The organism is Mesorhizobium sp. M0701 (assembly GCF_040320365.1).
GTDB lineage: Bacteria > Pseudomonadota > Alphaproteobacteria > Rhizobiales > Rhizobiaceae > Mesorhizobium.
This window is the reverse complement of sequence record NZ_JAMYPO010000022.1, coordinates 26848-39878: the sequence shown is the minus strand read 5'-3', so window position 1 is coordinate 39878 and position 13031 is coordinate 26848. Positions and strand designations below refer to the sequence as shown.

Sequence of the window (13031 nt, the reverse complement as noted above, 5' to 3'; positions counted from 1 at the left end):
TCAGCGCACGCCGAACCACCATGTGGCGAGCCCGAGAAAGGCAAAGAAACCGACGACATCGGTGACCGTGGTGACGAAAACCGCCGAAGCCACAGCCGGATCGATCTTGAAGCGGTCGAGCAGCAGCGGGATAAGGATGCCCGCCAGAGCCGCCACGAACATATTGATGATCATCGCAGCCGCAATGATGCCGCCGAGATTGCGATCGTGGAACCAGGCAGCAGCGACGAGGCCGATCAGGATGGCAAAGATGATGCCGTTGATGAAGCCCACGCCGATTTCGCGGCGGATGATGCGGCCGGCATTGTAGATGTCGAGGTCCCTGGTCGCCAGCGCCCGCACCGTGACCGTCATGGTCTGCGAGCCGGCATTGCCGCCCATGCCGGCGACGATCGGCATCAGCACCGCCAGCGCCACGATATGCTCGATGGTGCGGTCGAACAGGCCGATCACCGAGGCCGCCAGGAAAGCCGTCAAAAGATTGACCAGCAGCCAGGGCACGCGCGAGCGCGAGGTCGAAAAGATGCTGTCCGAGAGTTCTTCGTCGCCGACGCCGCCCATGCGCAGCAGATCTTCCTCGGCCTCCTGCTGGATGACGTCGACGACGTCGTCGATGGTCAGCACGCCGACCAGCCGCTCGTTCTCGTCGACGACGGCGGCGGACAGAAGATCGTATTGTTCGAATTCGCGTGCCGCCTCCTCCTGGTCCATGGTGGCCGGGATGGCATGCCTGGTCTCATGCATGACCTCTTCGACCTTGACCGAGCGCTTGGTACGCAGGATCTGGTCGAGGTCGATGGCGCCGAGCAGCTTGAAGCTCGGATCGATGACGAAGATCTGGCTGAAACGGTCGGGAAGATTGTTGTCCTCGCGCATATAGTCGATGGTCTGGCCGATCGTCCAGAAGGGCGGCACCGCGACGAACTCCGTCTGCATGCGGCGGCCGGCGGTCTCTTCGGGATAGTCAAGCGAACGCCGCAGCCTGATCCGCTCGGTGAACGGCAGCTGCGACAGGATCTCGTCCTGGTCCTCCTGGTCGAGGTCTTCGAGAATGTAGACCGCGTCGTCGGAATCGAGATCCTGCACCGCCTGGGCGATCTGCGCATTGGGCAGACTGTCGACGATGTCGCGGCGGATCGCCTCGTCAACCTCGGTCAGCGCGGAAAAATCGAAATCCTTGCCCAGCAATTCGACCAGCGCGCGTCGCTGTTCCGGGTGCAGCGCCTCGAGCAGGTGGCCGAGTTCCGACTGGTGCAGATCGTCGACTTCGCGCTTCAACGTCAGCGTATCGCGATCGGCGATCGCGGCACCGATCTGGGCGAGGAACGACGACAGGATGACGCCGTCCTCGTCATAGATGTCGGCGCGGCGCTCCTCGGCCGCCCTGGCGCCGGTCATCTGTTCGTCCTGGCCTTCCACCAGCGCCTCCCGCCATCGGATTTCCGGATAAGGTGCCTGTCAGGTCTAGACCATGATCCTGACAATCGGAATCGATTTTGCGAAAGGACCATGCACAACGACAAATTGCTACAGCGCCGTTCGCGCGTCCAAACGACGCGGCGCATACCGGATGGTAGGAGGAGAGGACGTTCTACAAACCTGCGACGCTGCAAACCTTCGCGGCGGCAGGTAAAGGGCAGCGTATCTCCCCGCCCCGGTCAACCAGATGGGCAGATCGACACTGATTCAAAAACGGCGAGGCCGACGGTGCGACGGCCTCGCTGGATATTGGACTTAACGGCTTCCCGATCAGGCGGCGTGGCGCTTGGCCTCAGCCGCATAGCGGTCCAGGAGACCGCTCCAGCCACCCTCGGACTCGAAGGCCTCGCGCATCGCCTCTGCGGTTTCGCCCATGTTCTCCAGAAGCCTGTGCTCGAGTTCCACACGCGTCGCGTTCTCGCCGAGCGCGACAAAGCGGATCTCGACTTCGGTCAGCAATGCCGGATCGTAGCGCCAGCCGGCTCCAATGCGCCAGGCGAGCGTCAGCCTTGACGGCGGATCCCAGGCGAGAACCTCGCCCCAATCGCATTGTGACCCATCCTCGCCGATCTCGTACCAGCGGCCGCCGGCTTTCGGTTCGATCACCGCGGTCGTCAGGGCGGATTTGCCGATCGAGTGCGAAGCCGGCCACCAGCGCCCGAATCCTGTGGTGAACACATCGAATGCCCTGTCGAGCGGCACCTCCACCGTCACCGACTTCCTGACCGGCGCGGGCTTGATCATGGTCGTCATTTCCTCTTCTCCTTGCTGTTGTCGACTTCCCGTTTGAAGGCGTCGAGCGCATCGCCCCACATGCGGTCGAGCCAGGCGCGCATCTCGCCGAGCCCATGCGGGTCGAGATGATAGATGTTGCTGGCACCTTTCGGCTCTGCGCGGACCAGCCGGGCTTGCTTCAAAACCTTGAGGTGCTGCGATACCGCCGGCTGCGAAACCGGAAGCACTCGCGTCAGATCGATGACCGCGCGTGGCCGATCGGCGATGAGCTCGAACACCTTGCGGCGCGTCGGATCGGCCAAGGCCACCATTCCTGCATAATCATAAATCATGACTTATGATAAGCTAAAACTTATGATATGTCAACTGAGGGAGCGGTGGACCGGTGTTTAAACACCCGGCCGGTTCGAGGCTCTGGGGCAATTCCTTGACGCGGGGGCATGGACAGCAATGCGGATGCAAGATTGCTCAGGGAATCAATCCACCGCATGCGGCCAGCCGGCAAATGTCGACCACCGGGGAAAAGTAAACCTGGCGGCAAGGTTTTTACCTTATCGGTGTATGTGTCTCTCCGGCGAAACGTTAAGAACGGGTAAATTGGTTTGGCCCTAACCACGGAAGCCTCTCGCTACAGGCCCTCCGCCCTATGGCAATTGCGCCTCTCCTTGTTCATGGCGACATACGTTTTAAGCGCAGCTGCACTATATCCAGAAGTATTCTATACGTCAGCCTTAATCTATTCTCACAAGTTTCTTGTTGGCATTCCGGTGTTGTTTATCGGTGGCGTCTGCTGTGCCGCGCTAATCCATGGCCGGCGGCAACCGGTTCGCTACGCACTGGATTTGGTTCAAGGGCGCTGGCGCGGTTGTCTGCTGGTGCTGCTGTTCTTCTTTGCCAGCTTGACCGCGTTCTCTACCTACAAGATCGCCATCCCGTCCGTCGTCCCATACTATGCCGACAACTGGTTGGCCGACGCTGATGAATGGCTGCACGAGATGCCGCCATGGGAGATCGTCCATAAGCTCGACAGCAACAATTGGTCGTTCGTCGTCTTCAACAGCTATGAAGTCATTTGGTTTTACCAGTGGTTCGGCACTATCCTTTTCGTGTCGCTCTGGTCGGACGAGATCGCCCCCATCCGCTATCTCTGCGCAGCAGCGCTGACGTTGTCCGTCCTCGGAACGGTCTTGGCCCTGGCGCTGGCATCGGTCGGACCGGTTTACTACCACCACTTTGTCGGCGTGGATCGCTTCCACGGATTGAATGCGGCCCTGGACAGGCTGGACCATAGTTACATGGTGCGGGAACCCGCGGCATATCTCCTGATGGCTTACCAAAGCGGCCGGCCAAGTCTTGGCGGCGGCATCTCGGCCATGCCAAGCATGCATGTCGCCTTTGCCACATTGAATGCCTATTTGCTGTCATCGATCAATCGCTGGCTTGGCGTTCCGGGTTGGACCTTTGCAGCCCTGATCCTGTACGGATCGGTGTTCACTGGCTGGCACTATGCCGTGGACGGCTACGCATCGATCGTTGTTGTATCGGTGATCTGGTGGGCGACCGGACGCCTGGTGCGCGAATAGTTATGTGCGCTTGTCGATAGAGGCCATGCCCGCCGATGGCCACTTCGCATAAGCCAAACTCGCGACCGCAATCAGGCAAAAGCACGTGCCCCGACAAGGACGCCCCCTGCCGTGCTCGAATTCAACGGGCAAGAGATTCCGCTTTCGAATTTAATGGTGCGGTCGAGATGCAGCGTCGCAACGCCTCCCGCGTTGATTTTAAAGCATTTTTCCACGATTCCGTGGCGATTTGTATTGAGGGTGGTTCGGCAGCGGCACAGCATGTAGTTCCAGCCAGCCACCATCGGCAGGCAATTGGCCGCCTTGGCATCGCATCCTCCTCCTGAGGAACACCTAGTCTAATACGGTCAACCGTTAGGCGCCGCGCCGCGCCGCTCGAGCGCGGTCTTGCGGATGGTTTCTGCGATCTCCGGGCTGCTGCTGCACAGCATCTGGAAATCCGCCGAGTGTAGCGACAGGAGTGAGACCACCGTTGTGGCGCTGACGGTCGCCGAGCGCGGTTCGCCGGTGATCAGCGCCATCTCGCCGAAGAAGGCGCCAGGGCCCAGATCCACCGGGTTCGGCGTCGCGACGCTGACGCGCCCCTCCACGACGAAGAACATCTGATCACCGGTCTCGCCATTGCGGCAGATCACAGCGCCCGCCGGCACGATGCGAGGTCGTAATGCGCGCACGATCTCGACTAGTGTGGCCGGGCCGAGCTTCTGAAACAACGGCACGGCGGCGACCAATTGCCAATTGCGGACGAAATCCTCGCGACGGACTTCTTGATAAAAGCCGGTGGCAAGAATGCCAGCCCAGAGCGCGAAGATGCCGATGCCACTCATCATGACCGCCCCGGCAAGGACGCGGCCGGCGAAGCTTTCCGGAATAGCGTCGCCATAGCCGGTGGTGGACAGCGTGACCACCGCCCACCACATTGCCTGGGGGATGCTGCCGAACTGTTGCGGTTGGACGTCGCGCTCGATGACATAGGCTGCGAGCGCAAAACCGAAAAGAACGATGCCGAAGACCGTGGCGACGCCGATCAGGTTGCGCGCTTCGTTGGTCAGGATTCTGCCCAGCAGCGGGAAGAAAGTTGAGTCGCGCAGCGGTTTCAGCAGCCAGACAGCACAGTAGAGGCTCCGGTCGGGCGTGCCGACGAGCAGAAATGCGGCGAGTGGAACCAAAACCGCGAGCACATCAATGGCGATTGCCGGCGTCCTGTCCCGAACGTCTCCCGCCCGGCGCTTGAGCAGTTTCTCGGCCAATTCCAGGAGATAGACGCCCCAAATGACCGCGAGCACGGCAGCCAAAGCCAGTCTGCTTCGTCCGGACAGGTCCGGTGTCGTGAGCGTAGCCACCGCCACAAGCCCAGTCGCAGCCAGCACCGCGTTGAGCGGCGCGTAAATTCTTAAGAAAGGCAGTACCGACATTCTATGCCCACGAGCGGATACTACCCGCCAGAATAGGATGCCTTCAAGGCAAGCGCAAAGGTGCTTATTTTCGCTGCGATCGTCGCTGGACCATAGGCCATGAACCATCCGATCAGGGTCGAGATCGAGCTGCCCCTCGAACCACACCCAGCGCCGGCTCCTCCGGCGCGACGATGAAGCGGAACTGATGCCGGTCACCGCGTCCGCGCTCGACGGAGGCCTTGCCGTCGGCCTCGTCGTCGAAAGCCGAGTACACCCTTCCCTTCTCGCCGTCCCTGGTCACGCCGTCGCGCTGGAGATAGCGCAGATGCGCATCGACAGCCTTGCTGGTCGTCACAAACTTTTGGCCGCGCCCGGTGGTCCCCTTCCCTCGTCCCGGCAGCTTGACGACGCGCGCCTTCACCACGACGCGGCGGGAACGAAAGCGGACGCCATTGGGATCCTGGCGCCACCCGCCGCCGTCCTTTGGCAACGCTGAGACCACCTTGCCGCCGCGGCCGCGGGCATTGAAGCGGCCATTCCCATTCCCGGCTCCGCTGCTTGCGCCGATGCGATAGGGATTACCGCCCTGCTTGCGGACGGCGATCTCGACCTGGCGCACGAAAGGCAGCGTCCGCAGATTGACCGGCGCGCGCCCATTCCGCGTCCGGCCGATGCGAACTTGGAATCTGTGGCTGTCACCATCTGCCATGACGACAGCATCGGGAGTCGGATTTCGCGCTTCAAGACGGCCGGAGCGCTGAGCATGCTATGGACTGCAATGACTTGCTGTGGCGTAGGATGGCGGATCGCACATCGCTGCGGCACCTAAACTTTCCTGTTCAGATCAGTGGGATAACGGACCAACCAGCACCCTTCGCACCTCGCGCCGTGCCGCTCGGTGTCCGCACGCGCCGGAAAAAACAATGTGCAGACAGACGCTTACGAGCGAAGCGAGGGCGAGCGCCAGCTCGCTTTATCTTGCCGTCCCTCCCGTCCCGCCCCCTCCTGAAACAACCCTCCCACCGCAATTCCCGCAACGCAACAAGCCGAAATGCATTCGACCAGGAATGCCACTGTCAACGTGACGCTGTAGAAGGGCGCTGGACAAACAGGCTATCTGCGGCGGGTCTCGCAGCCGGACACACAAGCTATCCGGCCGAGGCTCGACCGCAGTTAAGTCAACTACGGCAACGTTCGTTGGCGACCGACTGTTGGGCGAATGAATCGCCGCGAACACTGCCTCTGCCGCAACATTCGCGTCAACGGTCGCTACGCATTGCAACGTCATTCCGGATATCGCCCGTGCGCGAAAACCGGCGAATGGAGGGCGCTCGCCTCGCCCGCTCCCTGCCGAGAGCGCGTCGGAATGGAAACCGCACCATTGATCAGCGATGCGCGCAGCTTCCCGGAAACCATGGATCAGCGGATAAGATCGTGCTGCTGGAGCGCGCCCGCCATTCACCATGCGTGGGAGGTTCCGCGCAAATAGCCGACGCCGAATGGGTGAGCCAAGCATGCAGACATCATTGTCATGGTGCTGCGGACGACAGTGCATGCACCCCTATCCTAACGCACAGGCAGTCTGCCGCCGTGCTCGCTTCAAGGGCAAGGCTTCGTCGGCCGACCTGCTTGCCGCAAATTGCGTCGCGATGAGCGTCCGCAGCCATTGGCAAGCGTCCCGCCGCCCTTGACCTTCGCTACGCACGCCAGCCGCCTGACGGGAGATCGGGTCGGAGTGTTTAACCAGCGCCCGAGTTGACGCGAAAGGCTCGCTGAGGCGCAATAGGAGCATCCGATCAGCCTCGCTCGTCGCGCTCCGAGAGCCGGCTCCAGTGCAGGCCCTAAGCACTTTTCTCGGCATCGGATTGGAACAGAGTTGCGCGGATCGGGTTGCACGAAGGATGAATCGTCGATGCATACGGAGAGAGGGCGACAGCCTTCTCGCCGGTGCGATCCCACGCCGCACCGATCTCCATGTCTTTGTAGAGAACGCGGTGGTCTGGCATATTTTGGCATTCGATTTGTCGGCGGGCAGGATGGCAAGCTTCCCGTCGAGCGCCAGGGTTGAGATGTTGCCGAAGAAGCCGTCGTCGTTGCAGGTGAAGGTTCCGATCTGGGCCATTCCGTTGCACCTTTCATAAGCGTTGACGAAGTTTACTGCGAGCCGTCACGGCTCGCCGGAGAGCGTTGTGAACAACCCCAATGGCAGTTAAGTCGCCGGTGAGGAAGGCGCGCAAGGCACCTGCCAAAGTGTAACGTGCCGCATCTGACAGAGGTGCCAAGCAGTGGCGAACCTGAATATGGCGAAGCTCTGCCTTGCTGCTGGGCTTCGTGTTAGGTCGGATCACTCTGCGGCGCGGCGAGACCCGATGAGCGAGAACGCGCCCTCGGTGTCGGTCTCGACCGGGCTCGCAGATATCGGAGCGGAGAAGCTTGGATCGTCGAGCTTGACGGGGTAGTCGCGTCCCTCGCTCGAGGTCTTCTTCTATGCTGCCCCGAACTCGGTGTTATGCAGTGCGCCACGTAAGTTCGATGCGGAGTGAGGTGCCTTTGGCCCTTTTGGCCGATCCAATAACTTGATCCTTGTCTGGCACTTGCTTCTCCTCGCCCGGTGAAATCGAAATTTGTCCGGGACAATGGAACCGTGGACCCGAATGGCGCTGTCTTTCTTGATTGCCGTCAAATGTGGAACATCGACGTAGTGCATTGCGGATCGGCCCCCCAGGCCCGCCGGAGAGCACTGGTGCATGGAGGGGCCGTTGGTGCATGTAAATTCACCAGCTCATGTCGGCTGTCTCGACCCGGCGGTTCAGGTCACCTGAACAGCACGCCTACTGACCACTATCTATCACCTGGGCTACCTCGTACAGATTGGGATCGATCTCGTCCGTCAACTGATCGAAGTGACCCCACTCCTTGCGGAATTCCGGCGATTGATGAGCCGATCGCAAGAGATCGCGATTCTGCCATTGGACGTAGTTGACGATGCGCCGCCCGTCGAGGCTGCGATGCAGGCTGATTGAGATGAAGCCAGGCTGGCGCGCCATAAAGCGCGCTCGCTCGGTCACGACGGACAATGCCTCGGCCTGCTTGTCCGGTTCAGAATCGACGATGGTGATTTGGGTGACGGGCTGATCGTCGGTTCGGATGTGTGGCATAAACGACCTCACTTGATTGGCAATGGATTTGCCGTGTCACCGTTGGCGGTCGAGGGGCCCCCCGAGCGATCGAGCATCCGATCGATCTTGCTCGCCATGATGAAATCGTTCTCGTGCAGTCCTTTGATCTTCTTGGTGCTCAGGGACACCGTCACATAACCCCAGCCGAAGCTGATGTCGGGGTGATGGCCCTCGCTTTCGGCGAGCTCACCGATCTCCTGAACAAGGGTGAGCGCGTCCCGGAAATTGCGGCATCGAACGCTCCGCTGGATGCGGTGGGCATCGTCACCCAGCTCCCAATCAGGAGCCTGTGCCTGGAAGCGTTGGGCTTCATCACGCGTGAGCGGCGGGACGCCGCCGCGACGAGGCGTACATGTTTTCTCGGCAAGAGTGTCGGTCATGTTCTTCTCCAAGACCATTTTTAGCAGCAAAAACGACAGCGACGAGCGCCTATCGATCGATCTCCCCGAACACGATGTCGAGCGAGCCGATGATCGCCAAGATATCGGCTCGCATGTGCCCGCGTGCTGGGCCTTCCGTCGTCCTGGCTATAGTTTCAGGCGCCGCTCAGTAGTCCATTCCGCCCATTCCGCCCATACCTCCTGCGCCACCCATAGCGGACGCATCCTTCTGCGGAATGTCCGCGATCATTGCTTCAGCGGTGATCAGGAGCGCGGCAATCGAGCCGGCATCCTGCAGGGCCGTCCGAACGACCTTGGCGGGGTCGACGATACCGGCCTTGATCATGTCGACGTAGATCTCGTTCTGGGCATCAAAACCCTGATTGTGATCCTTGCTGTCGGCGAGCTTGCCGACGACGATCGAGCCCTCGACGCCGGAATTCTCGGCAATCTGGCGGATCGGCGCTTCAAGTGCTCTCAGCACAATCGAAATACCTGCCGTCATGTCAGCATTCGCGCCAGTAAGCTCAGTCAAAGCTGCCTTGGCGCGCAAAAGCGCAACACCGCCGCCGGCAACGATGCCTTCTTCCACGGCTGCACGAGTGGCGTTCAGCGCATCATCGATGCGGTCCTTCTTTTCCTTGACTTCCGTCTCGGTCGCGCCGCCGACGCGAATGACAGCAACGCCGCCAGCCAGCTTCGCCAGCCGCTCCTGGAGTTTCTCCTTGTCGTAATCCGAGGTCGTTTCCTCGATCTGCAACTTGATCTGCTGGACGCGCGCCTGGATGGTGGCTTTCTCGCCGGCGCCGTCGATGATCGTCGTCGTATCCTTCTCTATGAGCACGCGCTTAGCCCGCCCGAGCATGTCGATGGTGACGTTCTCGAGTTTGATGCCGAGATCCTCGGAAATCATCTGGCCGGCGGTGAGCACGGCAATGTCTTCCAGCATCGCCTTGCGCCGGTCACCGAAGCCTGGCGCCTTGACGGCCGCGACCTTGAGGCCGCCGCGCAGCTTGTTGACGACCAGCGTCGCCAGCGCCTCGCCTTCGACGTCTTCCGAGATGATCAGCAGCGGCTTACCGCTTTGAACCACAGCTTCGAGGATCGGCAGCAACGCCTGCAAGTTGCCGAGCTTCTTCTCATGGATGAGAACGTAAGGGTCCTCCAGCTCCGCGCGCATCTTCTCGGCATTGGTGACGAAATAGGGCGAGAGATAGCCGCGGTCGAACTGCATGCCTTCGACGACATCGAGTTCGGTTTCGGCTGTCTTGGCTTCTTCGACGGTGATCACGCCCTCATTGCCGACCTTGTTCATCGCCTTGGCGATCATGGCGCCGACCGACGCGTCGCCATTGGCGGCGATCGTACCAACCTGGGCGATCTCGTCCGAAGATTTGACTTTCCTGGCCCTGGTTTGAATGTCCTTCACCACAGCAGCCACAGCAAGGTCGATGCCGCGCTTGAGATCCATCGGGTTCATGCCCGCGGCAACGAATTTGGCACCTTCGCGCAGGATGGAAGCGGCCAGCACCGTGGCTGTCGTCGTGCCGTCGCCGGCAAGGTCGTTGGTCTTCGAGGCCACTTCGCGCACCATCTGGGCGCCCATGTTCTCGAACTTGTCGGCAAGCTCGATTTCCTTGGCGACGGCGACACCATCCTTGGTGATGCGCGGCGCGCCATAGGCCTTGTCGATGACGACATTGCGGCCTTTGGGGCCGAGCGTCACCTTGACGGCGTTGTTCAGAATTTCGACGCCGCGAAGCATCCGGTCGCGGGCATCGGTAGCGAATTTGATTTCCTTGGCAGACATGATTTTACGTCCAGTTCAGTCTTGAAATTGCGGGATCGGAAATCGCCCGGTCAGGCGGCTTTCTTGGCCGCTTTGGTCTTCTCGACGATGCCCAAAATGTCGCTCTCCTTCATGATCAGGAGGTCCTCGCCATTGATCTTGCCCTCGGTGCCGGACCATTTGCCGAACAGGATGAGATCGCCGGCCTTGACGTCGAGCGGGATCAGCTTGCCGCTCTCGTTACGCGAGCCCGGGCCGACGGCGATCACTTCGCCTTCCTGAGGCTTTTCCTTGGCGGTGTCGGGAATAATGATCCCGCCCTTGGATTTGGTATCGCCTTCCGCGCGCCGAATGACGACGCGGTCGTGGAGTGGTCGGAATTTCATTGGGGTTCTTTCTGCCGCCGCACATAGAGCGACTGCAACACTTAACATAGCCCCTTTGGCACTCGAATGATAGGAGTGCCAAATTTTTAATTCCTCAACCGAAAATATTTGAAATGTAAATCAGTCGTTGTTACCGGCGCTTTTGGCCGTCCGAAAGGCGGAGCCATAGGCAATTTTATTGTAATTCATCCCTCTTACTTTTGCCGAAAACAGACTATATTAACCCGCAATTACGCACCAAACCTATTGAGCCTTGATTGAATGTTTATATACAGTTCGCGAAAATTTGGCACGATTTGGCTTTCCCGGTCCCGATCGACATAGGTCCGCGACCTTCGACCCACCATGAAGCACCGAATTTTCGACGGCGAATGTATAGCGCTTATCCGGCGCGCATGTCGCTCTGTTCGAGCCTTTGAACCACGGCGCTGACCACGGATGTACTAGCAGCATTGGGATCTTTCCGGTTCGGATGGAAAAGATGCAGGAGGGGCGTCGGCGTGCTCCTGCGGAAAGCCGCACCCCCTCATGCAACGCAGCCTCCCCGCGTGGGGAGCGGTTGCCTGCGCTACGGCGGCGGCTTTCCATGCGAGCCGCTTCAAAAATGATGCTGCGAAACGGCGCTGGCTTTATCCGACGAACGCCTCACGCATCCGAGCGAACATGCCGGGCTGTCTCCCGGCAATCGCCGCACGGATGTGACGGGCGGCCGTTGCGGCGGTCACCGTCGCGCCGAAATGGCAATAGCAGATGATCTCATGCAATTGCCTGTCGGTCAGTTCGAAGAACCGCTTCGCTTCGCCGTAGTTGTCGTTTTCCAACCCGGCGGCGCGGAGGACAGGATCCTCGAAAGCGACTGAGATCGGCGAGCCGTCGCCGCGCATGGCCCCGCGTGCTCTAACCGGCTGATACTCGGTCTGGTGCAGCGTCGAGAGGCGCCGGTCAGGGTTCCGTTCAAGGAGCTCCGCCCAGTGTTCAAGACGCTCGCTGCGCGACATGGCCTGGCGCGGGTAGGCCTGATCGATCTCGGCGACGATCTGCAGTTGCTCGATCGTCTGGTGTTTCATTTTGGCCTCCTATTCGGACGATAGTTGGTCCACCCATATCCTTCTTATGCCTGCGGCCAGCGTGACTCCAACCGATCGTGAAGTCCAATCACGATGATGCTGGGAGGGCTTCCCCCACGAAAATGCGGAGGCTTCGCAAAGATCCGGCCATTAATTTGGCGAACGCGGTCAAATGCGCGGCTGTTCGACGATGTCGGTCTGGAGTCCGTGCCGATCGAGGTGATCGACGGGCAGAGTCTGTGCTGGAGTAGCCCGGCTCCATCGCTGGCCGGGCAGCGGGATCAAGCGAGTGGCAGTTTAGCTTCGAAACCGCCGTAATTCTGAACGCGCACAATGCGAAGAGACGCAAGGCCGCGAGCCTGCAACAGACGTTCGCTACGCGGTTCTTGACGGCTTGAGGTATGTTCAACCTTGGCGCTGACTTTTCCGAACCGAAGCCGCAGCTACGACGAGGCCGGACAATACCTCCATTTTCTCGGCTACGATGGCATGTTTGAAATGCCGTTCTTGATTGAGATTGAAGCGCTCGCGAACGCAAAACCGGAAGCAGCCACAGCCGAAGCGGGTTATTTGGCGACCTTCGATGCATCAAGGGACTCCATTCGTGATGTCGCGCGGAAAGCTTCCTCCCACGGCCGCAAGAACGTGTACCAGCCCAGAAGACCTCGACGCTTCGAACGGCGGACGAGCAAAGCGTTCCCCGTAAGGGATCGGCTTATCCCTGCGACCGCGGAGTTGTGCGGTTTCGACATGGTTGGCGACTACGTCCTTGTCCCCGTCGATTAGAGGATTATCCTTGACATGTTTGGGCGAGGCGATCGCCCATGGAGGTTGTCATGGCAGACGACAAGTCAAAGCGTGGTCCGCAAGACAGAGCACGGGTCGACGGTGGCGAAGACTATGAAGTCGGGTACCTCATGAAGAAGCACCATCTCGAACGGGCTGATGCCCTCAGGCTGGTAAAAAAGTATGGAAACAACCGCGCAAAGATCGAAGAGGAACTCTTTGCCCGAAAGGTTTGATCGCGTATTCCCGT

The 13031-nt window shown here is 60.2% G+C and carries 14 protein-coding genes and 2 pseudogenes; 3 read left to right on the top strand and 13 right to left on the bottom strand.

Annotated features, from left to right (window positions below; translation table 11 throughout):
• The 3 genes from mgtE to NKI24_RS20490 all read right to left on the bottom strand — a co-directional run bounded on the left by mgtE (window position 1) and on the right by NKI24_RS20490 (window position 2546).
• Window positions 1-1398 (bottom strand): magnesium transporter, encoded by a 1398-nt coding sequence (gene mgtE / locus NKI24_RS20500; protein ID WP_502894205.1) that lies wholly within the window; start codon window positions 1396-1398, stop codon window positions 1-3.
• Window positions 1399-1749: 351 nt separating this feature from the next.
• The gene (locus NKI24_RS20495) at window positions 1750-2232 is read right to left on the bottom strand and encodes an SRPBCC family protein (RefSeq protein ID WP_352747847.1); all 483 of its coding nucleotides are present in this window, start codon (window positions 2230-2232) and stop codon (window positions 1750-1752) included.
• Window positions 2229-2546 (bottom strand): ArsR/SmtB family transcription factor, encoded by a 318-nt coding sequence (locus NKI24_RS20490; RefSeq protein ID WP_352747844.1) that lies wholly within the window; start codon window positions 2544-2546, stop codon window positions 2229-2231. The genes NKI24_RS20495 and NKI24_RS20490 overlap by 4 nt, the downstream gene beginning before the upstream one ends.
• Window positions 2547-2885: 339 nt before the next feature.
• Between NKI24_RS20490 and NKI24_RS20485 the strand changes: the two genes are divergently transcribed.
• Entirely contained in the window at window positions 2886-3797 is a 912-nt protein-coding gene (locus NKI24_RS20485) for a phosphatase PAP2 family protein (RefSeq protein WP_352747917.1), read from the top strand.
• A 347-nt stretch (window positions 3798-4144) separates the two neighbouring features.
• On the opposite strand, the gene NKI24_RS20480 is transcribed toward NKI24_RS20485, so the two are convergent.
• The 10 genes and pseudogenes from NKI24_RS20480 to NKI24_RS20435 all read right to left on the bottom strand — a co-directional run bounded on the left by NKI24_RS20480 (window position 4145) and on the right by NKI24_RS20435 (window position 11995).
• Window positions 4145-5212, bottom strand: coding sequence for a cyclic nucleotide-gated potassium channel (locus NKI24_RS20480; RefSeq protein WP_352747841.1), 1068 nt, complete (start codon window positions 5210-5212; stop codon window positions 4145-4147).
• Window positions 5213-5324: 112 nt separating this feature from the next.
• The gene (locus tag NKI24_RS20475) at window positions 5325-5903 is read right to left on the bottom strand and encodes a hypothetical protein (RefSeq protein WP_352747840.1); all 579 of its coding nucleotides are present in this window, start codon (window positions 5901-5903) and stop codon (window positions 5325-5327) included.
• 1132 nt (window positions 5904-7035) lie between these two features.
• On the bottom strand, window positions 7036-7170 hold the full coding sequence (locus NKI24_RS20470; protein ID WP_352747914.1) for a hypothetical protein: 135 nt from the start codon (window positions 7168-7170) through the stop codon (window positions 7036-7038).
• A gap of 368 nt (window positions 7171-7538) precedes the next feature.
• A pseudogene (locus NKI24_RS20465) lies at window positions 7539-7667 on the bottom strand (DUF736 family protein); the annotation flags it as partial.
• 358 nt (window positions 7668-8025) lie between these two features.
• Window positions 8026-8352 (bottom strand): antibiotic biosynthesis monooxygenase family protein, encoded by a 327-nt coding sequence (locus tag NKI24_RS20460; protein WP_352747838.1) that lies wholly within the window; start codon window positions 8350-8352, stop codon window positions 8026-8028.
• An 8-nt stretch (window positions 8353-8360) separates the two neighbouring features.
• A complete protein-coding gene (locus NKI24_RS20455; RefSeq protein WP_352747835.1) occupies window positions 8361-8753 on the bottom strand; it encodes a 4a-hydroxytetrahydrobiopterin dehydratase in 393 nt (130 codons plus the stop codon).
• 49 nt (window positions 8754-8802) lie between these two features.
• Window positions 8803-8877 (bottom strand): annotated as a pseudogene (locus NKI24_RS20450) (NADH-quinone oxidoreductase subunit D-related protein); the annotation flags it as partial.
• A gap of 42 nt (window positions 8878-8919) precedes the next feature.
• Complete coding sequence (gene groL / locus NKI24_RS20445) at window positions 8920-10563, bottom strand: chaperonin GroEL (RefSeq protein WP_352708304.1); 1644 nt, start codon at window positions 10561-10563, stop codon at window positions 8920-8922.
• A 50-nt stretch (window positions 10564-10613) separates the two neighbouring features.
• Window positions 10614-10928 carry a co-chaperone GroES gene (locus NKI24_RS20440; protein WP_352747833.1) on the bottom strand — a complete coding sequence of 105 codons (315 nt, stop codon included), beginning with the start codon at window positions 10926-10928 and terminating at the stop codon, window positions 10614-10616.
• 629 nt (window positions 10929-11557) lie between these two features.
• Window positions 11558-11995 (bottom strand): hypothetical protein, encoded by a 438-nt coding sequence (locus NKI24_RS20435; RefSeq protein WP_352449982.1) that lies wholly within the window; start codon window positions 11993-11995, stop codon window positions 11558-11560.
• A 411-nt stretch (window positions 11996-12406) separates the two neighbouring features.
• Between NKI24_RS20435 and NKI24_RS20430 the strand changes: the two genes are divergently transcribed.
• Both NKI24_RS20430 and NKI24_RS20425 read left to right on the top strand, forming a co-directional pair.
• Window positions 12407-12781, top strand: coding sequence for a DUF1488 family protein (locus tag NKI24_RS20430; RefSeq protein WP_023676577.1), 375 nt, complete (start codon window positions 12407-12409; stop codon window positions 12779-12781).
• 50 nt (window positions 12782-12831) lie between these two features.
• Window positions 12832-13017 carry a DUF3606 domain-containing protein gene (locus tag NKI24_RS20425; protein WP_023676578.1) on the top strand — a complete coding sequence of 62 codons (186 nt, stop codon included), beginning with the start codon at window positions 12832-12834 and terminating at the stop codon, window positions 13015-13017.
• Window positions 13018-13031 lie beyond the last annotated feature (14 nt).